The organism is Streptomyces sp. NPDC049687 (assembly GCF_044465285.1).
Taxonomy (GTDB): Bacteria; Actinomycetota; Actinomycetes; order Streptomycetales; family Streptomycetaceae; genus Streptomyces.
This window is the reverse complement of sequence record NZ_JBITLN010000015.1, coordinates 111841-130464: the sequence shown is the minus strand read 5'-3', so window position 1 is coordinate 130464 and position 18624 is coordinate 111841. Positions and strand designations below refer to the sequence as shown.

Below are 18624 nucleotides of genomic sequence, written 5' to 3'. Positions count from 1 at the left end.
TTCGGCGAGTCAGGCGACGTTGACGCGCTGACCGGGCGGGGCTGCCTCCAGCCACGCGAGGAAACCGGTCAGCGCGTCTTCGCTCATGGCGAGTTCGAGACGCGTGCCCCGGTGGGTGCAGACGAGGATCACCGCGTCGGACAGCAGCGCCAGCTCCTCCTCGCCCTCGGGCAGCCGGCGGCCGGCCACCTCGATCGAGGCGCGTTCCAGGACGCGGCGGGGACGGTAGGCGTAGGAGAAGACGCGGTACCACTCGATGCGGTCGCCGTTGTAGCGGGCGACGCCGTAGCTCCAGCCTTTGCCGCTCGTGTCAGGTTTCTCGGGGACGTCCCAGCGCAGGGAACAGTCGAAGGTGCCGCCGGAACGCTGGATGAGTCTGCGGCGCAGACCGAAGACGAACAACCCCAGCACCACCAGGGCCACGACGATTCCGCACACAGTCAGAGCGAGGACCATCGACACCGACCTCCTCGTCTCCTAGGTACCGAAAATAGGTAACGGAACGGAAAAAACATCCATATCTGCCTCAGCCGCGGTCGGCTCCGGATTGCTCCGGTGCCGACCGCGGCTGAGTGACGTCATACAGCTCCGCGCCAGGTTGTCAGCGCGTGGCCGCCGCACGCAGGCGCACGTCCGCGCGGCGCTCGGCGGCGGCGTCGCCCTCCGCCTTCGCGCGCTCCAGCTCCCGCTCCGCGCGCTGGACGTCGATCTCGTCCGACAGCTCGGCGATCTCGGCCAGCAGCGACAGTTTGTTGTCCGCGAACGAGATGAAACCGCCGTGCACCGCGGCGACGACCGTCCCGCCATCACTCGTACGGATGGTCACCGGGCCCGACTCCAGCACACCGAGCAGCGGCTGGTGACCGGGCATGACGCCGATGTCGCCGGACGTGGTGCGCGCGACGACCAGGGTGGCCTCGCCGGACCAGACCTCTCGGTCGGCCGCGACCAGCGCGACGTGCAGCTCAGCAGCCAAGGTGGCTCCTCGGGTCACCACCCGGCGGTTCTGCCGGGTGTTGGTTACTAAGTCTAGTGGGCGTGGCTGAGGGGGCGGGACGCGCCCGCCCCCTCAGACGTGAGCCGCAGGGCTCACTGCGAGCTCAGAGCTCAGGAGACGCCCAGCTCCTTGGCGTTGGCCTTGAGGTCCTCGAGGCCACCGCACATGAAGAACGCCTGCTCCGGGAAGTGGTCGTACTCGCCGTCGCAGATCGCGTTGAAGGCCGCGATCGACTCCTCCAGCGGGACGTCCGACCCGTCGACGCCGGTGAACTGCTTGGCGACGTGGGTGTTCTGGGACAGGAAGCGCTCCACGCGACGGGCACGGTGGACGACGAGCTTGTCCTCCTCGCCGAGCTCGTCGATACCGAGGATCGCGATGATGTCCTGGAGGTCCTTGTACTTCTGCAGGATCGTCTTGACGCGCATGGCGGCGTCGTAGTGGTCCTGCGCGATGTACCGCGGGTCCAGGATGCGGGACGTGGAGTCCAGCGGGTCCACGGCCGGGTAGATGCCCTTCTCGGAGATCGGACGGGAGAGAACCGTCGTCGCGTCGAGGTGGGCGAAGGTGGTGGCCGGGGCCGGGTCGGTCAGGTCGTCGGCGGGGACGTAGATCGCCTGCATCGAGGTGATCGAGTGACCGCGGGTCGAGGTGATGCGCTCCTGGAGGAGACCCATCTCGTCGGCCAGGTTCGGCTGGTAGCCCACCGCGGAGGGCATACGGCCGAGCAGGGTCGACACCTCGGAACCGGCCTGCGTGAAGCGGAAGATGTTGTCGATGAAGAACAGCACGTCCTGCTTCTGCACATCGCGGAAGTACTCCGCCATGGTCAGACCGGCGAGGGCCACGCGCAGACGGGTGCCCGGGGGCTCGTCCATCTGGCCGAAGACCAGCGCGGTCTTGTCGATGACGCCCGAGTCGGACATCTCCTCGATGAGGTCGTTGCCCTCACGGGTGCGCTCGCCGACACCGGCGAACACGGAGACACCGTCGTGGTTGTTGGCGACGCGGTAGATCATCTCCTGGATGAGCACCGTCTTGCCGACGCCGGCGCCGCCGAACAGACCGATCTTTCCACCCTTGACGTATGGGGTGAGAAGGTCGATGACCTTGACGCCGGTCTCGAACATCTCGGTCTTCGACTCGAGCTCGTCGAAGTTCGGGGCCTTGCGGTGGATGGACCAGCGCTCGCCGTCGTACTTCTCGTCGACGTTCAGCACCTCACCGAGGGTGTTGAACACCTTGCCCTTGGTGAAGTCGCCGACCGGGACGGTGATGCCCGTGCCGGTGTTGGTGACCTGGGCCTGGCGGACCAGACCGTCGGTGGGCTGCATGGAGATGGTGCGGACCAGGCCGTCACCCAGGTGCTGGGCGACCTCCAGGGTCAGGATCTTCTTCTCGCCCGCGTTCGCCGGGTCGGAGACCTCGACGTGCAGCGCGTTGTAGATCTCCGGCATCGCGTCGACGGGGAACTCCACGTCGACGACCGGGCCGATGACCCGGGCGACGCGGCCCGTGGCCGTCGCGGTCTCAACAGTGGTGGTCATTAGCGGTCACTCCCCGCGGTCGCGTCGGCCAGGGCGCCCGCGCCACCGACGATCTCGCTGATTTCCTGGGTGATTTCGGCCTGGCGGGCCGCGTTGGCAAGCCGGGAGAGCGTCTCGATGAGCTCTCCGGCGTTATCGGTGGCCGACTTCATCGCGCGCCGCGTCGCGGCGTGCTTCGAGGCGGCCGACTGGAGGAGCGCGTTGTAGACGCGGCTCTCCACGTAGCGCGGCAGCAGGGCGTCGAGGACGTCCTCCGCCGAGGGCTCGAAGTCGTAGAGCGGAAGGATCTCGCCCTGCGGCTTCGCCTCCTTGGCCACCTCGTCGAGGCTGAGCGGCAGCAGACGGTCGTCGAGCGCCGTCTGCGTCATCATCGAGACGAACTCGGTGAACACGATGTGGATCTCGTCCACGCCGCCGTCCGCCGTGTCCGTCTCGATGGCCTCGATCAGGGGGGCCGCGACCTTCTTGGCGTCCGCGTACGACGGCTCGTCCGTGAAGCCCGTCCACGACTGAGCGATCTCTCGCTCACGGAACTTGTAGTGGGCGACACCGCGCCGGCCGACGATGTACGTGTCGACCTGCTTGCCCTCGGCCTCGAGGCGCGCCGTCAGCGTCTCCGCCGCCTTGATGGCGTTGGAGTTGAAGGCACCGGCGAGACCACGGTCGCTCGTCAGGAGCAGCACCGCGGACCGCACGACCGTCTCGGCCTGCGTGGTCAGCGGGTGCTTGGTGTTCGAACCGGTACCGACCGCCGTGACCGCGCGGGTGAGCTCGGTCGCGTACGGCGTGGAGGCCGCCACCTTGCGCTGCGCCTTGACGACGCGCGAGGCGGCGATCATCTCCATCGCCTTCGTGATCTTCTTGGTCGCGGTGACGGATCGGATGCGACGCTTGTAGACCCGGAGCTGGGCTCCCATGAGTCAGGTCCCTTCCTTACGTCACTTGGCGGTGGGCGAAGCGTCCTCGCCGAGCAGCTTGCCGTCGCTCGTCTCGAACTGCTTCTTGAACTCCACGATCGCGTCGGCCACGGCCGTCAGCGTGTCGTCGGAGAGCTTGCCGCCCTCACGGATGGAGGTCATGAGGCCCTGCTCCTTGCGGTGCAGGTACTCCAGGAGCTCCTTCTCGAAGCGGCGGATGTCGGCGACCGGTACGTCGTCCATCCGGCCGGTGGTGCCGGCCCACACCGAGACGACCTGGTCCTCGGTCGACATCGGCTGGTACTGGGCCTGCTTCAGCAGCTCGACCATGCGCTGACCGCGCTCCAGCTGCGCCTTCGACGCGGCGTCCAGGTCGGAACCGAAGGCGGCGAACGCCTCCAGCTCACGGAACTGGGCCAGGTCCACGCGCAGACGGCCGGAGACCTGCTTCATCGCCTTGTGCTGCGCGGAACCACCGACTCGGGAGACGGAGATACCGACGTTCAGCGCGGGGCGCTGACCGGCGTTGAACAGGTCCGACTCCAGGAAGCACTGGCCGTCGGTGATGGAGATGACGTTGGTCGGGATGAACGCCGAGACGTCGTTGGCCTTGGTCTCGACGATCGGCAGACCGGTCATCGAGCCCTTGCCCATGTCGTCCGAGAGCTTCGCGCAGCGCTCCAGCAGACGGGAGTGCAGGTAGAAGACGTCACCCGGGTAGGCCTCACGGCCCGGCGGGCGGCGCAGCAGCAGCGACACGGCGCGGTAGGCGTCGGCCTGCTTCGACAGGTCGTCGAAGATGATCAGGACGTGCTTGCCCTGGTACATCCAGTGCTGGCCGATGGCCGAACCGGTGTACGGGGCGAGGTACTTGAAGCCGGCCGGGTCGGACGCCGGGGCGGCGACGATGGTCGTGTACTCCAGCGCGCCGTTCTCCTCCAGCGCGCGGCGGACCGACGCGATGGTGGAGCCCTTCTGGCCGATCGCGACGTAGATGCAGCGGACCTGCTTGTCCGCGTCGCCCGAGCGCCAGTTGTCGCGCTGGTTGATGATCGTGTCGACGGCCAGGGCGGTCTTGCCGGTCTGGCGGTCACCGATGATCAGCTGACGCTGACCGCGGCCGATCGGGGTCATCGCGTCGACGGCCTTGTAGCCGGTCTCCATCGGCTCGTGCACCGACTTGCGCTGCATGACCGTGGGGGCCTGCAGCTCAAGCGCGCGACGGCTGTCGGTCTCGATCTCGCCGAGGCCGTCGATCGGGTTGCCGAGCGGGTCGACGACGCGGCCGAGGTAGCCCTCGCCGACGGCCACGGAGAGCACCTCGCCGGTACGGGTGACCGGCTGCCCCTCCTCGATGCCGCTGAACTCACCGAGGACGATGGCACCGATCTCGCGCTCCTCGAGGTTGAGGGCGAGGCCGAGGGTGCCGTCCTCGAACTTCAGCAGTTCGTTGGCCATGGCCGAGGGAAGACCCTCGACCTTCGCGATGCCGTCGCCGGCAAGGGTGACCGTACCGACCTCCTCGCGCGAGGCCGCGTCCGGCTGGTACGACTGGACGAAGTTCTCCAGCGCGTCCCGGATCTCCTCCGGCCGGATCGTGAGCTCCGCCATCTGGGTTCCCTGCTCTCCTTGTTGGGCCCGAAGTTTCACTTGGGGGGATGCCTAAACTCCCGGACTCCCCCCTGAACGAGGTGAATCCTCTGCACGGCCCAACCAGGGCCGCTTGCGTACGTACTGCGTATTGAGTTGCTGCTAGCCCGCCATGCGGCGGAACGCGTCCTCGAGCCGGTCCGCGATCGAACCGTTGATGACCTCGTCACCGACCTGCACCCGGATTCCGCCGACGACGTCGGGGTCCACGTCGAGGTTGAGGTGCATCTGACGCCCGTAGAGCTTCGCGAGGGCGGCGCCGAGGCGCTGCTTCTGCGTGTCGCTCAACGGCACGGCCGAGGTGACGACGGCCACGACGCGGTTGCGGCGCTCGGCGGCGAGCTTGGACAGGGACTCGAGTCCCGCTTCCAGGCTACGTCCCCGCGGAGCGGTCACAAGGCGCGTCACCAGCCTCACGGTGGCCGCGTCGGCACGGCCGCCGAGCAGGCTGCGCAGCAGCTCGCCCTTGGCCGAGGCGGTGGCCTTCCGGTCGGTCAGTGCGGCCCGCAGCTCGGTGGTGGAGGAGACGATCCGCCCGAAGCGGAACAGTTCGTCCTCGACGTCGTCGAGCGTGCCGGCCCGCTGCGCGGCGGTGAGGTCGGCGGTGTTCGCCAGCTCCTCCAGCGCGTCCACCAGGTCGCGCGACTGCGACCAGCGGGACCGCACCAGGCCGGAGACCAGGTCGGCGGTGGTGCCGCTGACCTGGGAGCCGAGCAGGCGCTGGGCCAGCCCGGCCTTGGCCTCAGCGGCCTGCGCCGGGTCGGTGAGGACCCGACGCAGCGACACCTCGCGGTCGAGCAGCGCGGTGACGGCCGCCAGCTCTTCGGCGAGCTGCGCGGCGTCCACGGACGTGGAGTCCGTCAGCGCGTCGAGACGCTCACGTGCGGCTGCCAGGGCCTCGCGGCTCGCTCCGTTCATCGCGACGCCTCGGCCTTCTCCTCGAGCTCGTCGAGGAAGCGGTCGATGACGCGGCTCTGCCGGGCGTGGTCCTCGAGGGACTCACCGACGAGCTTGCCGGCCAGTTCGGTGGCGAGCTTGCCGACGTCCTGACGCAGCGCGGACGCGGCGGCCTTGCGGTCGGCCTCGATCTGCGTGTGACCGGCGGCGACGATGTCCTCGCGCTGCCGCTGGCCTTCCGCACGCATCTCGGCGATGAGCGCGGCGCCCTGCTCCTGAGCCTCCTGGCGCAGGCGCGCGGCCTCGTGGCGGGCCTCGGCGAGCTGAGCCTTGTACTGCTCGAGCACGCTCTGTGCCTCGGTCTGAGCGGCCTCGGCCTTCTCGATACCGCCCTCGATCGCCTCGCGACGCTCTTCCAGAACCTTGTTGATGTTCGGGAGGAGCTTCTTGGCGAGGAAGCCGAAGACGATGACGAAGGCGATCAGGCCGATCACGAGCTCCGGAATCGGCGGGATGAGCGGGTTTTCCGCTTCCTCAGCCGCCAGCTGAACCAGGGGGCTCATATCAGTGCCTTTCGTCGAAAGGGGCGGTCCGACGGATCAGGAGGTCGGGTAGACGAACGGCATGACCAGACCGATCAGGGCGAGCGCCTCACAGAAGGCGAAGCCGAGGATCTGGTTGGCGCGGATCAGGCCGGCCGCCTCGGGCTGGCGGGCGAGCGCCTGGGTGCCGTTACCGAAGATGATGCCGACGCCGACGCCCGGGCCGATCGCGGCGAGGCCGTAACCGATCGAGCCGAGGTTGCCCACGAGCTTGACTTCGGCAAGGGTCTGGAGAGCGGACATGCCGGTTCTTCCTTCTCTTTCAAGGACCGGTGGGGGTTGGCCACCGGATGTCTGGATGGGGGTCGGGAGTGCTCAGTGGTGCTCGGCGAGCGCGCCCTGGATGAAGCTGCAGGTCAGCAGGACGAAGACGTACGCCTGGACCGCCTGGATGAAGAGCTCGAAGGCTGTCATCACGATGACCATCACGAACGAGACGGCGGAGTAGGCGATGCCGATGCCGTTCAGCATGTACCAGCTGGCGATCGTGAAGAGCAGCAGGAGGGTGTGACCGGCGAACATGTTCGCGAAGAGTCGGACGGCGTGGGTGAAGGGCCGCACGAGGAGGTTCGAGAACAGCTCGATCGTCATCGACAGCGGGAGGACCGCGCCGAGGGACTTGTCGTAGCCGGTGAAGTTCTTCCAGGCTCCGACGAAGCCCTGGCGCTTGAAGGTCAGCGAGACCCACAGGATGTAGACGATGCCGGCGAGGACCGCGGGGTAGGAGATGATCGCGGTGACCGGGAACTGGGCGACCGGGACGATCGACCAGAGGTTCATCATCCAGACGAAGAAGAAGAGCGAGACGACGAGCGGGACGTACTTCTCGCCTTCCTTCTTGCCGATGGTCTCGTAGACGACACCGCGGCGTACGAAGTCGTAGCCGGCCTCGGCGACCATCTGGAGCTTGCCGGGGACGACCTTCGGACGGGCGAAGGCGGCCCAGAAGAAGCCGACGATGATGATCGAGCCGAGCAGCGCCAGCAGCATCGTCTTGTTGAAGTAGGAGTTGCCGTCCGCGTCGCCGAAGAGCGGCTCGAACAGGAACGAGTGCAGGCCCGGAGCCGGGAAGCCACAACCGTCGAACAGGTGGCAGTCGGTCTCGAAAGCGAGCACCTGCGTCGGGTCAGCACTCACCGCGGGCTCCTTCGTCGTGGCGCATGTGTACGGCAACCTCGTTGTGTCGGCGCGGCGTTCGACCGCGATTCGGCACGGGACTGGTGTTTCGGATGTGGGGGCGGCTTGGGGGCATCTCGCCTCGCGATTGAGCAGGCGTCAGCTCGGATGCCCGCGCCCGCGATGCCGCAGTTGGCACCGGACGATAGCAGGAGATCTCAGACGTCTTTATCCCGGCCCTACCCCTCACGACGAGTGCCCCGATTTTTCGGGCTTCTCGCCCTTCGAGGAAGTCGCGGAGGAGACCGGATCGGGTTCGACGTAAAGGATCTTGGCCTTCATGTGGGCGCGCGTCTGGGCGGCGATCCACGCGAGCGTGGCGGCGACGAGCGTGATGGCGAAGGCCCGGGGGTTGAACAGCGTCGTGTTCTTGAACGCCGCCATGAAGATGAACAGCAGCAGGAGCTGCGCCGCGTAGAGCATCAGGCCCATGGCCTGGAACAGGTGCGGAAGCGATTTGGCGGTGCGCTGCAGTACGTAGAGGCCGAGCCCCATGAACGCGATCACGACCACGGTCGCGACGACGGCTCCGACGGCTCCCTTGCCGCCCGCGACCACACCGCTGACGACGGCGGCGATCGCACCGGCGGCGAGTGTGGGTACGGCGGCCTGAGCCAGGATCCGGACGTCGTTGGACGGCATGGCGGCAACTCCGCTTTCAAAGGGGGCAGGGGTGTCGTCATGGACGAGCGTAGTCCCGGTTCGAGGGGCGAAAGACCTCACGCCGACCTCGGGCCAAGGGACCGTCGTATTCGGGTCCTTCGACTGTGTCCGGGGTTCTCGTGAACCGTATCACAAACTATTTGATGAGGTCTTTACCTGGATGGTGTGCTTGCTGTCACACATGAGAGTGACCGTGCGCGTCTGTGCGGAAAGAGCGCCGAGTTGTCTGGTATTGGGGATCTTTGCCCCCGCCCGCTTCCCCCACGACTTGGCAATGCTCTAGTCAGATTCTTACCTTGCCGACCGCGAACGAGGGCCCACGGCGGTCGCCCCGTTGGCCCCGGAGACCCCGACGGTCACCGGTGTACGCGGCTCCGGTTCCGGTCCGTCGGCGGCGGCGAGCGCGGCCTCCGCGGCATCGGCGGCCCGGCGCCCGCGGCGGTAGCGCGGCGGCACGAACGCCTCGGCCCAGCGCGGGGCGCGGGGCGTGAAGCGCGGCAGCAGGAGCAGCACCAGACCGAGCGCGCTGAGGAACACGACCCCGAGCACGATCCACATGGACGCGGCGTTCACGGAGTAGGCGAGCGCGCCGAACGCGATCAGCGCCGACCAGAAGTACATGATCAGCACCGCGCGGCTGTGCGAGTGGCCGATCTCCAGGAGCCGGTGGTGCAGATGGCCGCGGTCCGCGGCGAACGGCGACTGACCGCGCCAGGTGCGGCGCACGATCGCCAGGATGAGGTCGGCGGCCGGGATCGCGATGATCGTCAGCGGCATCATCAGCGGGATGTAGACCGGCACCATCTGGTGCACGGCGTTGCGCTCGGACCCGGAGAACAGCTTCATGACATCGGGGTCGACCTGCCCCGTCACCGAGATCGCGCCCGCGGCCAGCACCAGGCCGATCAGCATCGATCCGGAGTCGCCCATGAAGATCCGCGCCGGGTGCATGTTGTGCGGCAGGAAGCCCAGGCACATGCCCATCAGGATCGCCGCGAACAGCGTCGCCGGGGCGGCGGCCTCGATGCCGTACGAGTACCAGATGCGGTAGGCGTACATGAAGAACGCGGCCGACGCGATGCACACCATGCCGGCGGCCAACCCGTCGAGGCCGTCCACGAAGTTGACCGCGTTGATCGTGATGACGACCAGGGCGACCGTCAGCAGGGTGCCCTGCCACTGGGTCAGCGCGACCGTGCCGACCCACGGCACCGGCAGCCACAGGATCGTCAGACCCTGCATCACCATGACGCCGGCGGCGATCATCTGGCCGCCCAGCTTGATCAGCGCGTCGATCTCGAACTTGTCGTCCAGGACGCCGATCAGCCAGATCAGCGCCGCCCCCGAAAGCAGGGCGCGCGGCTCGTTCGACTTCTCGAAGACCTCGTTGAGGTTGGTGAGGTGGTCGGCGACCAGCAGGCCGGCGCACAGGCCGAAGAACATGGCGATACCGCCGAGCCGCGGAGTGGGTTCCCGGTGCACGTCACGGGCCCTGATCTCCGGCATCGCTCCGGCCACGATCGCGAACTTCCGTACCGGCCCTGTCAGCAGATACGTCACCGCGGCCGTGATGCAGAGCGTCAGCAGGTATTCACGCACGGGCTTCCCCACAGGTCTCGCTGGCCATCTCAGCCCCACACCCTAGCGATCGACTCACACGCGGCGCATATGTGTGGGGACATCCGGGTAGCGACGATGGTTGCACGTGGGGCTGTGAAGTCGGTTGCGCGGGGGCGCATCCGAACCCCCGCCTACCCGCTTTCACCCGGGATACGGCGGAAAGGCCGTGGCCAGTTCCCGTACCTCCTCGCGGGCCCGCCTGCCCTCGACCTGCCCGCGCAGCACACCCGCCATCAGCGCCGCGACGCCCGCCATCTCCTCCTCCCGCATGCCCTGCGTGGTCACCGCGGCCGTACCGAGGCGCAGCCCGCGGGCGTCGGCATGCGGAAGCGCACAGCACTCCAGGACGATCCCGGCGGCCGCGAGCAGCCCGCGCGCGGTACGCCCGTCGACACCGAGGGGCGTGGGATCGGCGGCGACGAGATGGGTGTCGGTCCCGCCGGTCGTCACCACCAGCCCCTCCTTCTCCAGCCGGGCCGCGAGAGCCCTCGCGTTGGCGACCACCTGATGGGCGTACGCGATGAACGCCGGTGCCGCCGCCTCTCCGAACGCGACCGCCTTGGCGGCGATGGTGTGCATCTGCGCGCCGCCCTGAGTGAACGGGAACACGGCCCGGTCGACCCGCTCCGCCAGTTCGCTCCCGCACAGCAGCATCCCGCCGCGCGGCCCCCGCAGCACCTTGTGCGTGGTGGCGCAGACGATGTCGGCGTACGGCACCGGACTGGGCGCCGCTCCCCCCGCGACCAGCCCGATGGGGTGCGCGGCGTCGGCGATGAGGAAGGCGCCGGCCTCGTCGGCCACCTCACGGAAGAAGGCGTAGTCGATGTGGCGCGGGTAGGCGATGGAGCCGCACACGATCGCCTTGGGCCGATGGCTGCGGGCCAGCGTGCGCACCTGCTCGTGGTCGATCAGCCCGGTCTCCGCGTCGACCCCGTACGGCACGAAGTCGAACCACCGCCCGGAGAAGTTGGCCGGAGACCCGTGGGTGAGGTGGCCGCCGTAGGACAGCCCGAGGGCGAGCACGGTGTCCCCGGGCCGCAGCAGCGCCGCATACGCGGCCAGCACGGCCGACGACCCCGAATGCGCCTGCACATTGGCGTGCTCGGCCCCGAACAGCCCCTTCGCCCGCTCCACGGCGATCCGCTCGGCCACGTCGACGATCTCGCAGCCGCCGTGGTGCCGGGCCCCCGGATACCCCTCCGCGTACTTGTTGGCGAGGGGCGAGCCCAGCGCCGCCAGCACGGCCGGCGAACTGAAGTTCTCGGCGGCGCTCAACTGCAGCGTCGACGCCTGCCGCTCGCCCTCCCCCAGCACGATCTCGGCCAACTCCGGGTCCTGCCGACGCAGGGCATCGACCGCGGCGGGGGCATGGGTGACCGACATGGCGAACTCCGGGGCGTCGACGATGACGTACCCCCAATGTAGGCCCGAGGCCCGTCGTCCACATCCGCTACATCCGCGCGGGCACACCCGTCAGCGCCGTCACGACGGGATCCAGCGCCTGATGTATCTCGTCCCCGATCGACCGGAAGAACGGCAGCGGTGCGCCGTACGGGTCATACACCTCGTCCGCCTCCGCCGTCGGGGCGAGCAGCCAGCCGCGCAGGGCCGCCGCCGCGCGGACCAGGGCGCGGGCACGCCTGACCACGCCCTCCTCCAGGGGAGGCAGGGTCGCGGGGTCGATCGCGTTGACCAGGCGGGTGAATTCCTTGAGGGTGAAGGTGCGCAGGCCCGCCGAGTGGCCCATGGAGATGACCTGGGCGCGGTGGTCGCGGGTCGCGGTCAGGACCAGGTCGGCCATGATGACGTGCTCGTCGAGGAGCTCACGGCCGACGAAGCCGGTGGCGTCCGCGCCGAAATCGGCCAGCACGGTCTCCGCGTTGGCCTCCATCGGCGCGCCCTCGTGGCCCCAGGTGCCCGCGCTCTCCACGATCAGCCCACCGCCGAGCACCCCGAGCCGCTGCGACACGAAATGCCGGGTCAGCCGCTCGGTGATCGGCGAGCGGCAGACGTTGCCGGTGCTGACGTGGAGGATGCGGAAGCAGTCGCGCGGAAGCCCGACGAAAGTCGTCGTGATCTCCGCGGCGCGTTCCCCGTTGCCTATGCCACGCCCCGCGTCAGGGGCTGTCAATTCGCCACCTCGAGGTCGGGTACGACCTTCCGCAGCTCGTCCGCGGAGATCGCCCCCTCGCGCAGCAGCAGCGGCACCTCGCGGCTGACGTCGACGATCGAGGAGGGGACGTTGCCGGGGGTCGGGCCGCCGTCGAGGTAGACGGAGACGGAGTCGCCCAGCATCTCCTGCGCGTAGTCGCAGTTCTCCGGCGCCGGGTGGCCCGTGAGGTTCGCCGAGGAGACCGCCATCGGGCCGACCTCGGTCAGCAGTTCGATGGCGACCGGGTGGAGCGGCATGCGCACGGCGACCGTGCCCCGGGTGTCCCCCAGGTCCCACTGCAGGGAGGGCTGGTGCCTGGCGACGAGGGTGAGCGCGCCCGGCCAGAACGCGTCGACCAGTTCCCAGGCCAGCTCGGAGAAGTCCGTGACGAGACCGTGGAGCGTGTTCGGGGAGCCGATCAGGACGGGGGTGGGCATGTTGCGGCCCCGGCCCTTGGCCTCCAGCAGGTCTCCGACGGCCTCCTTGGAGAACGCGTCGGCCCCGATGCCGTACACCGTGTCGGTCGGAAGGACCACGAGCTCGCCACGGCGGACGGCGGACGCGGCCTCGCGCAGACCCGTCACACGATCGGTCGCGTCGTTGGTGTCGTATCGCCGAGCCATGTCTAGCGGGCCTCCTCGTGCACGTACTGCTGCGGGTCGTAGGTCGGGGTGGTGCTCACGTCGGGGGTGCTCACGGCATCGCCCTGCGGGCGGTCGCGAAGCGGGGGCGGTTGTTGAGGTCGGGGTGGTCGGCCGCGTCGGCCCAGCCCCGCTCCTCGGTGAAGATCCACGGCACCTGGCCGCCCTGGGTGTCGGCGTGCTCGATCACGACGACACCGCCGGGTCGGAGCAGGCGGTGGGCGGTGCGTTCCAGGCCCCGGATCAGGTCCAGGCCGTCCTCGCCGGAGAACAGCGCCATGTCGGGGTCGTAGTCACGCGCCTCGGGAGCGACGTACTCCCATTCGGTCAGCGGGATGTACGGCGGGTTGGAGATGACCAGGTCGACATGGCCGTCGAGGTCCCGGAAGGCGTCCAGGGCGTTGCCCTGCCGCAGGTCCACCCTGGACCCCTCCATGTTCTTGCGGGTCCACACCAGCGCGTCCTCGGACAGCTCCACGGCGTGTACGCGGGAGCGCGGGACCTCCTGGGCGAGGGCGAGCGCGATGGCGCCGGACCCGGTGCACAGATCGACGATCCTCGGCTCCACGACGTCCATCGCGCGTACGGCGTCTATGGCCCACCCGACGACCGACTCGGTCTCGGGACGCGGGACGAAGACGCCGGGGCCGACCTGGAGCTCCAGATAGCGGAAGTAGGCCAGTCCGGTGATGTGCTGCAGCGGCTCGCGCTGCTCACGCCGGGCGATGACCTCCCAGTAGCGGGCGTCGAAGTCGGAGTCCCGCACGGAGTGGAGTGCGCCGCGCTTCACACCGTGCACGAACGCGGCGAGCTCCTCCGCGTCGTTGCGCGGCGAGGGCACGCCGGCGTCGGCCAGCCGCTGGGTGGCCTGGGCCACCTCCGAGAGCAGCAGACTGCGGGTGCTTGGGGGTCGCCCCCCAAATGAGTGCTGCACGCAAGTCCTCCGTGTCGTACTGGGTCGTGCGTACGTCCTGCGACGCCTACGCGGCTGCGAGCTTCGCGGCCGAGTCCGCGTCGACGCAGGCCTGGATCACCGCGTCGAGGTCGCCGTCGAGGACCTGGTCCAGGTTGTACGCCTTGAAGCCGACGCGGTGGTCCGAGATGCGGTTCTCCGGGAAGTTGTACGTGCGGATCTTCTCGGAGCGGTCGACCGTGCGGACCTGGCTGCGGCGGGCGTCGGCGGCCTCCCGCTCCGCCTCCTCCTGTGCCGCCGCGAGCAGCCTGGAGCGCAGGATACGCATCGCCTGCTCCTTGTTCTGCAGCTGGCTCTTCTCGTTCTGGCAGGAGGCGACGACTCCGGTGGGAATGTGCGTGATGCGCACGGCGGAGTCGGTGGTGTTGACGGACTGCCCACCGGGACCGGAGGACCGGTAGACGTCGATACGGAGGTCGTTGGGGTTGATCTCGACGTCGACCTCCTCGGCCTCGGGAGTCACGAGAACCCCGGCGGCGGAGGTGTGGATGCGCCCCTGCGACTCGGTCGCCGGCACCCGCTGCACGCGGTGCACGCCACCCTCGTACTTCAGCCGCGCCCAGACGCCCTGCCCGGGCTCGGTGGCGCCCTGGCCGCCCTTGGTCTTCACGGCCACCTGGACGTCCTTGTACCCGCCCAGCTCGGACTCGGTGGCGTCGATGATCTCGGTCTTCCAGCCGACGCGCTCGGCGTAGCGGAGATACATGCGCAGCAGGTCGCCCGCGAACAGCGCGGACTCGTCACCGCCGGCGCCGGCCTTGATCTCCAGGATGACGTCCTTGTCGTCGGACGGGTCCCGGGGCACGAGCAGCAGCCGCAGCTTCTCCGTCAGCTCCTCGCGCTGCTTCTCCAGGACCTTGACCTCGGCGGCGAAGTCGGGGTCGGCGGCGGCGTACTCGCGCGCGGTCTCGATGTCGTCGCCGGTCTCCTTCCAGGAGCGGTACGTGGCGACGATCGGGGTGAGCTCGGCGTAGCGCTTGTTCAGCTTGCGCGCGTTGGCCTGGTCGGCGAAGACCGACGGGTCGGCGAGCTTCGTCTCGAGGTCGGCGTGTTCTCCGACCAGCTCCTCGACGGCCTCGAACATGGTGGGCTCCTGAAATGCGTTGCGTGGATGAAGGCGAACGACCAAAAACGCCGGTCCCGGGCGCACCCCGGGCGGGGCGCGACCGTGGACCGGCGAAAAGGGGCTCGCTACTTCTTGGAGCCGGCGGCAGCCTTGCCGAAGCGGGCCTCGAAGCGGGCCACACGGCCACCGGTGTCGAGGATCTTCTGCTTGCCCGTGTAGAACGGGTGGCACTCGGAGCAGACGTCGGCGCGGATGGTGCCGCTCTCGATCGTGCTGCGGGTGGTGAACGACGCGCCACAGGTGCAGCTGACCTGCGTCTCGACGTACTCGGGGTGGATGTCGCGCTTCAAGGTGTCTCCTAGTTTCGGGAGGGCGCCGGGTCGCCACCGCGGGATACGGAAGCGTGAACCGGAGCCGACGTACCAGTCTGCCAGGACTGGCGCCATCCCCCAAAACCGGGGGCGTCCGTCAACTATTCCCCGAGGGCGGGTGGGCGTCCTACGACGACGCCACGACGCCCGCCGCCTCTCCCGTCGCGTTGCCCGTCGTCGCCGACTTCGGGATCGTCCGGTCGTTCTTCAGTGCCGTCCAGACCTGGTCGGCCTTGGACTTCAGGACGATGACGCGGTTGGGGTTGGCGGGGTCGTACCGTACCGGCATGGTGACCATGTGCATCCTGGACGCGCTGATGCCCTTGAGGCCGCCTGCGAAGGACATCAGGGAGTCGACCGAGCCGAGGTCGGAGTCGGTGGTGACGGCCTTGGTCGCGGTGTCGGCGAGGGCGTACAGCTTTTTCGGGCTGGTGAAGAGACCGACGTGCTTGACCTGGTCGACCAGGGCCTTGATGAAGGCCTGCTGGAGCTGGATACGGCCGAGGTCGGAGCCGTCGCCGACGCCGTGGCGGGTGCGGACCAGACCGAGGGCCTGCTCGCCGTTCAGGGTGTGCTTGCCGGCCTTCAGCCTCAGGTGGCTGTCGGAGTCGTCGATCGCCTTGGTGGTCGTGACCTCGACCCCGCCCAGCTCGTCGATCAGCTTCTCGAAGCCGGCGAAGTCGACCTCCAGGTAGTGGTCCATACGGATGCCGGTGATCGACTCGACCGTCTTGACGGCGCAGGCCGCCCCGCCGGTCGTGTACGCCGAGTTGAACATCACGCCGGACGCCGCGTCGTGCTCGTGGCCGTCGGTGTCGGTGCAGGCGGGCCGGTCGATGAGGGTGTCGCGCGGGATGGAGACCACACTGGCCCGCTTGTGCCCCTCGTACACATGGATGACCATCGCCGTGTCGGAGCGGGCGCTGCCGTCGTCGGTGCCGCCGCCGAGCTTCTTGTTGGAGCCGGAGCGGGTGTCCGAGCCGAGGACGAGGATGTTCTCGGAGCCGTTGTCGACCTTCGTCGGCCGGTCGGTGCCCAGCGCCTGGTCGATGTCGACGCTCTTGATGTTGCCGTTGAGCTTGAAGTACAGGTAGCCCGCCCCGGTACCGCCCAGGACGACGATCCCCGCGGCCGTCCAGGCCATGACCAGCAGCCCCTTGCGCCTGCCCCGCCGCTTGCGGTGGCGCGGCCCCTTGCCGCGGTCGTTCTCACCCGGTATGCCGGGCTCCGGCGTGCTCTCGGCTGACATGTGCTCCTCTGTTCTCGTGCAACCTCACCATCGTCACTCCGCCCGGTCAGACGGGGAAACTCGACACAGCGTTGCACAACGCTCCGTGCCCGATCTGTGGCAGACCGGGCACGGAGCGTGCGGAGCCTCAACGGGGCGCACCCCGCTCACCTGCGCTTTCGGCCGAGCTCAGCCGAAGAGGTCGTACTGCTTGAAACTGGTACCGAGCGACACCCTTGTGGCAAAGATCTCGCTCGTGGCCTTTCCGGTGCCCTTGTACAGATAGAGCGTGCCCGCGGGCGTACGGGCCAGGAAGTCGGCCTTGCCGTCACCGGTGACGTCGCCGACGGCGTCGAAGGCGTTGTAGGTCGTGCTGCTCCACGTCCGCACCTTGACCCGGGCCGCGAACGCGCCCGTGCCGGCCTTGCCGGTGCCCTTGTAGAGGTAGATCACGCCGGTGCTCTTGTTGCGGGCGAGCAGGTCGGCCCTGCCGTCGTTGCTGAAGTCGCCGTGACCGCGCACGAAGTTGTACTGGTTCCAGCCGGTGGAGACCTTCACGCGCGTGGCGAACTTGCCGTTGCCCTGGCCCGGATAGATCCACAGGACACCCGCGGAGTCCACGGACAGCAGGTCCGGCAGGTTGTCGCCGGTGACGTCACCGGGGGCGACGATGGCCAGGCGGGTCTTCCAGTCGTCGCCGATCAGGTTGCTGGTCCAGGTGCAGTTGGTTCCGTTGCTGGAGAACACGCAGTGCCGCCAGTAGACGTCACCGTCGGAGGCGCGGCGCTGGATGAAGTCCGTGTAGCCGTCGCGGTCGAGGTCGGTCTGCAGGACCAGGTTCCAGGCGCTGTACGACCCCCAGGACAGGCGGGAGGCCAGCGAGGTGCCCTTGGAGTCGAGCTCGTAGCCCGTCTTCGTGGAGGCGTTGCGCACGAACAGGTCGGCCTTGTGGTCACCGCTGAGGTTGGTGTCGTCGATGCGCGGGTAGGCGGCGGCGACGTACGTCGTGAGCTTGGTGAAGACGCTGTACGCGCCCGCTTCGACGCAGTCCTTCACACCCCAGGACACGACGCCCACGACCTTGCCGCCGACGACCAGCGGGCCGCCGGAGTCGCCGTTGCAGGCGGAGGTGGTGCCGGCGTCGGAGCCGGTGGCGGGGTCACCCGCGCAGACCATGTGGCCCGCGATGAAGTCGGCGCCGTACTCGGCCGAGCAGGTGGTGTTGGACTGGATCGGCAGGTCGGCCGTCTTCAGAGTGTCCGAGATGTCCTGGCTGGTGGAGCTGGTGCGGCCCCAGCCGTAGACCTTCGCGACGGTGCCGGCCGTGTACGAGGTGGTGTCACCGGCCGTCGTCATCGGGATCGGCGTCGCCTTGACCGGGTTCGGGAGCGTCAGGATGGCGAGGTCGTTGTCGATGGTCGACTCGTTGTACGACGGGTAGTTCCACTGCCGCCAGACGCCGCTGGCGGTGCCGCCGTGCAGGTCGACGTTGCCGCTGGAGTCCTCGGAGAGCAGCTGCGCGGTGCCGGTGATGACGACGCCGTGCGCGTTCCAGTTGTAGCCCGCGACACAGTGCGCGGCGGTGAGGATCTTCGTCGGGGCGACGACCGCGCCACCGCAGAAGAAGCCGACGTCGTCGGTGGTGATGGAGGTGCCCCGGTCGTCGCCGTACCAGAGCTGGGCCATGTACGGCGCGGTGGCGATGGTCGTGGTGCTGCCGCCGATGATCTTCGGATCGACGGTCGTCGAACTGCTGCTCGCACTCAGGGACGACTTCGAGGACGTCTCCCCCGCGGTGTCGTCACCGGCCAGCGCGGTCGCCAGGCGCGCCTCGATCTCGGCCGTCGACGGGGCGCTGTGCGCGGGCGTCGGCGCTGCCGTGGCCGCACCCGCGGTCGTCGTGACGAGCACAGCGGCGACGGCGGCGGCCAGGCCGGCCGCGGCGACGGGCAGGGCGAAACGTATCCGGCGTCTGTGCCGGCCGGCTGCGGACAGGGGCGTACGCAAAGAAGTCCCCCCAGAGAGACAGGAGATGAGGATGGGTGCCTGATGCACCCACTCCTCTCAGCGCCAAAGGGCCGCCCCCCGTCACTCCTGTGACGGGGGGCGGCCCTTGAGGAAGCC

At 68.8% G+C, this 18624-nt stretch carries 19 protein-coding genes; all 19 read right to left on the bottom strand.

Annotation, left to right across the window (positions count from 1 at the left end; all coding sequences use genetic code 11):
• Positions 1 to 9: 9 nt before the first annotated feature.
• Positions 10 to 456, bottom strand: a complete 447-nt coding sequence (locus ACIBVL_RS35495; RefSeq protein WP_399103952.1) for a DUF2550 domain-containing protein — start codon at positions 454 to 456, stop codon at positions 10 to 12.
• A gap of 145 nt (positions 457 to 601) precedes the next feature.
• Complete coding sequence (locus ACIBVL_RS35490) at positions 602 to 976, bottom strand: F0F1 ATP synthase subunit epsilon (RefSeq protein WP_053850769.1); 375 nt, start codon at positions 974 to 976, stop codon at positions 602 to 604.
• A 131-nt stretch (positions 977 to 1107) separates the two neighbouring features.
• The gene (gene atpD, locus ACIBVL_RS35485; protein ID WP_399103950.1) at positions 1108 to 2544 is read right to left on the bottom strand and encodes a F0F1 ATP synthase subunit beta; all 1437 of its coding nucleotides are present in this window, start codon (positions 2542 to 2544) and stop codon (positions 1108 to 1110) included.
• On the bottom strand, positions 2544 to 3461 hold the full coding sequence (locus ACIBVL_RS35480; RefSeq protein WP_399103948.1) for a F0F1 ATP synthase subunit gamma: 918 nt from the start codon (positions 3459 to 3461) through the stop codon (positions 2544 to 2546). The genes atpD and ACIBVL_RS35480 overlap by 1 nt, the downstream gene beginning before the upstream one ends.
• A 21-nt stretch (positions 3462 to 3482) precedes the next feature.
• A complete protein-coding gene (gene atpA / locus ACIBVL_RS35475) occupies positions 3483 to 5072 on the bottom strand; it encodes a F0F1 ATP synthase subunit alpha (protein ID WP_399103946.1) in 1590 nt (529 codons plus the stop codon).
• A gap of 141 nt (positions 5073 to 5213) precedes the next feature.
• Entirely contained in the window at positions 5214 to 6029 is an 816-nt protein-coding gene (locus ACIBVL_RS35470; RefSeq protein ID WP_399103944.1) for a F0F1 ATP synthase subunit delta, read from the bottom strand.
• Complete coding sequence (locus ACIBVL_RS35465) at positions 6026 to 6571, bottom strand: F0F1 ATP synthase subunit B (RefSeq protein WP_399103942.1); 546 nt, start codon at positions 6569 to 6571, stop codon at positions 6026 to 6028. The genes ACIBVL_RS35470 and ACIBVL_RS35465 overlap by 4 nt, the downstream gene beginning before the upstream one ends.
• Positions 6572 to 6607: 36 nt before the next feature.
• Positions 6608 to 6853 carry a F0F1 ATP synthase subunit C gene (locus tag ACIBVL_RS35460; protein ID WP_399103940.1) on the bottom strand — a complete coding sequence of 82 codons (246 nt, stop codon included), beginning with the start codon at positions 6851 to 6853 and terminating at the stop codon, positions 6608 to 6610.
• A gap of 72 nt (positions 6854 to 6925) precedes the next feature.
• On the bottom strand, positions 6926 to 7747 hold the full coding sequence (gene atpB, locus ACIBVL_RS35455; RefSeq protein WP_399103938.1) for a F0F1 ATP synthase subunit A: 822 nt from the start codon (positions 7745 to 7747) through the stop codon (positions 6926 to 6928).
• A 225-nt stretch (positions 7748 to 7972) separates the two neighbouring features.
• Entirely contained in the window at positions 7973 to 8428 is a 456-nt protein-coding gene (locus ACIBVL_RS35450) for a hypothetical protein (RefSeq protein WP_399103936.1), read from the bottom strand.
• Positions 8429 to 8740: 312 nt separating this feature from the next.
• The gene (locus tag ACIBVL_RS35445) at positions 8741 to 10048 is read right to left on the bottom strand and encodes an MraY family glycosyltransferase (RefSeq protein WP_399103934.1); all 1308 of its coding nucleotides are present in this window, start codon (positions 10046 to 10048) and stop codon (positions 8741 to 8743) included.
• Between the two features lie 162 nt (positions 10049 to 10210).
• Positions 10211 to 11452 carry a serine hydroxymethyltransferase gene (glyA, locus tag ACIBVL_RS35440; RefSeq protein WP_399103932.1) on the bottom strand — a complete coding sequence of 414 codons (1242 nt, stop codon included), beginning with the start codon at positions 11450 to 11452 and terminating at the stop codon, positions 10211 to 10213.
• A 67-nt stretch (positions 11453 to 11519) separates the two neighbouring features.
• Positions 11520 to 12200 carry a protein-tyrosine-phosphatase gene (locus ACIBVL_RS35435; RefSeq protein WP_399103930.1) on the bottom strand — a complete coding sequence of 227 codons (681 nt, stop codon included), beginning with the start codon at positions 12198 to 12200 and terminating at the stop codon, positions 11520 to 11522.
• A complete protein-coding gene (locus tag ACIBVL_RS35430) occupies positions 12197 to 12844 on the bottom strand; it encodes an L-threonylcarbamoyladenylate synthase (RefSeq protein WP_399103928.1) in 648 nt (215 codons plus the stop codon). Before ACIBVL_RS35430 ends, ACIBVL_RS35435 begins: the two co-directional genes overlap by 4 nt.
• Before the next feature lie 70 nt (positions 12845 to 12914).
• Positions 12915 to 13754, bottom strand: coding sequence for a peptide chain release factor N(5)-glutamine methyltransferase (gene prmC, locus ACIBVL_RS35425; protein WP_399104067.1), 840 nt, complete (start codon positions 13752 to 13754; stop codon positions 12915 to 12917).
• Between the two features lie 88 nt (positions 13755 to 13842).
• Positions 13843 to 14919, bottom strand: a complete 1077-nt coding sequence (gene prfA, locus ACIBVL_RS35420) for a peptide chain release factor 1 (RefSeq protein WP_399103926.1) — start codon at positions 14917 to 14919, stop codon at positions 13843 to 13845.
• 107 nt (positions 14920 to 15026) lie between these two features.
• A complete protein-coding gene (gene rpmE / locus ACIBVL_RS35415; protein WP_399103924.1) occupies positions 15027 to 15251 on the bottom strand; it encodes a 50S ribosomal protein L31 in 225 nt (74 codons plus the stop codon).
• Positions 15252 to 15399: 148 nt separating this feature from the next.
• Positions 15400 to 16521 (bottom strand): LCP family protein, encoded by a 1122-nt coding sequence (locus ACIBVL_RS35410; RefSeq protein WP_399103922.1) that lies wholly within the window; start codon positions 16519 to 16521, stop codon positions 15400 to 15402.
• A 168-nt stretch (positions 16522 to 16689) separates the two neighbouring features.
• A complete protein-coding gene (locus ACIBVL_RS35405; RefSeq protein WP_399103920.1) occupies positions 16690 to 18507 on the bottom strand; it encodes a trypsin-like serine protease in 1818 nt (605 codons plus the stop codon).
• Positions 18508 to 18624: the final 117 nt, after the last annotated feature.

Coding starts and splice junctions, on each gene's coding strand:
- ACIBVL_RS35495 (WP_399103952.1), bottom strand. CDS start 456: ATGGTCCTCGCTCTGACTGTGTGCGGAATCGTCGTGGCCCTGGTGGTG.
- atpD (WP_399103950.1), bottom strand. CDS start 2,544: ATGACCACCACTGTTGAGACCGCGACGGCCACGGGCCGCGTCGCCCGG.
- ACIBVL_RS35480 (WP_399103948.1), bottom strand. CDS start 3,461: ATGGGAGCCCAGCTCCGGGTCTACAAGCGTCGCATCCGATCCGTCACC.
- atpA (WP_399103946.1), bottom strand. CDS start 5,072: ATGGCGGAGCTCACGATCCGGCCGGAGGAGATCCGGGACGCGCTGGAG.
- ACIBVL_RS35470 (WP_399103944.1), bottom strand. CDS start 6,029: ATGAACGGAGCGAGCCGCGAGGCCCTGGCAGCCGCACGTGAGCGTCTC.
- ACIBVL_RS35465 (WP_399103942.1), bottom strand. CDS start 6,571: ATGAGCCCCCTGGTTCAGCTGGCGGCTGAGGAAGCGGAAAACCCGCTC.
- ACIBVL_RS35460 (WP_399103940.1), bottom strand. CDS start 6,853: ATGTCCGCTCTCCAGACCCTTGCCGAAGTCAAGCTCGTGGGCAACCTC.
- ACIBVL_RS35450 (WP_399103936.1), bottom strand. CDS start 8,428: ATGCCGTCCAACGACGTCCGGATCCTGGCTCAGGCCGCCGTACCCACA.
- glyA (WP_399103932.1), bottom strand. CDS start 11,452: ATGTCGGTCACCCATGCCCCCGCCGCGGTCGATGCCCTGCGTCGGCAG.
- ACIBVL_RS35430 (WP_399103928.1), bottom strand. CDS start 12,844: ATGGCTCGGCGATACGACACCAACGACGCGACCGATCGTGTGACGGGT.
- prfA (WP_399103926.1), bottom strand. CDS start 14,919: ATGTTCGAGGCCGTCGAGGAGCTGGTCGGAGAACACGCCGACCTCGAG.
- ACIBVL_RS35410 (WP_399103922.1), bottom strand. CDS start 16,521: ATGTCAGCCGAGAGCACGCCGGAGCCCGGCATACCGGGTGAGAACGAC.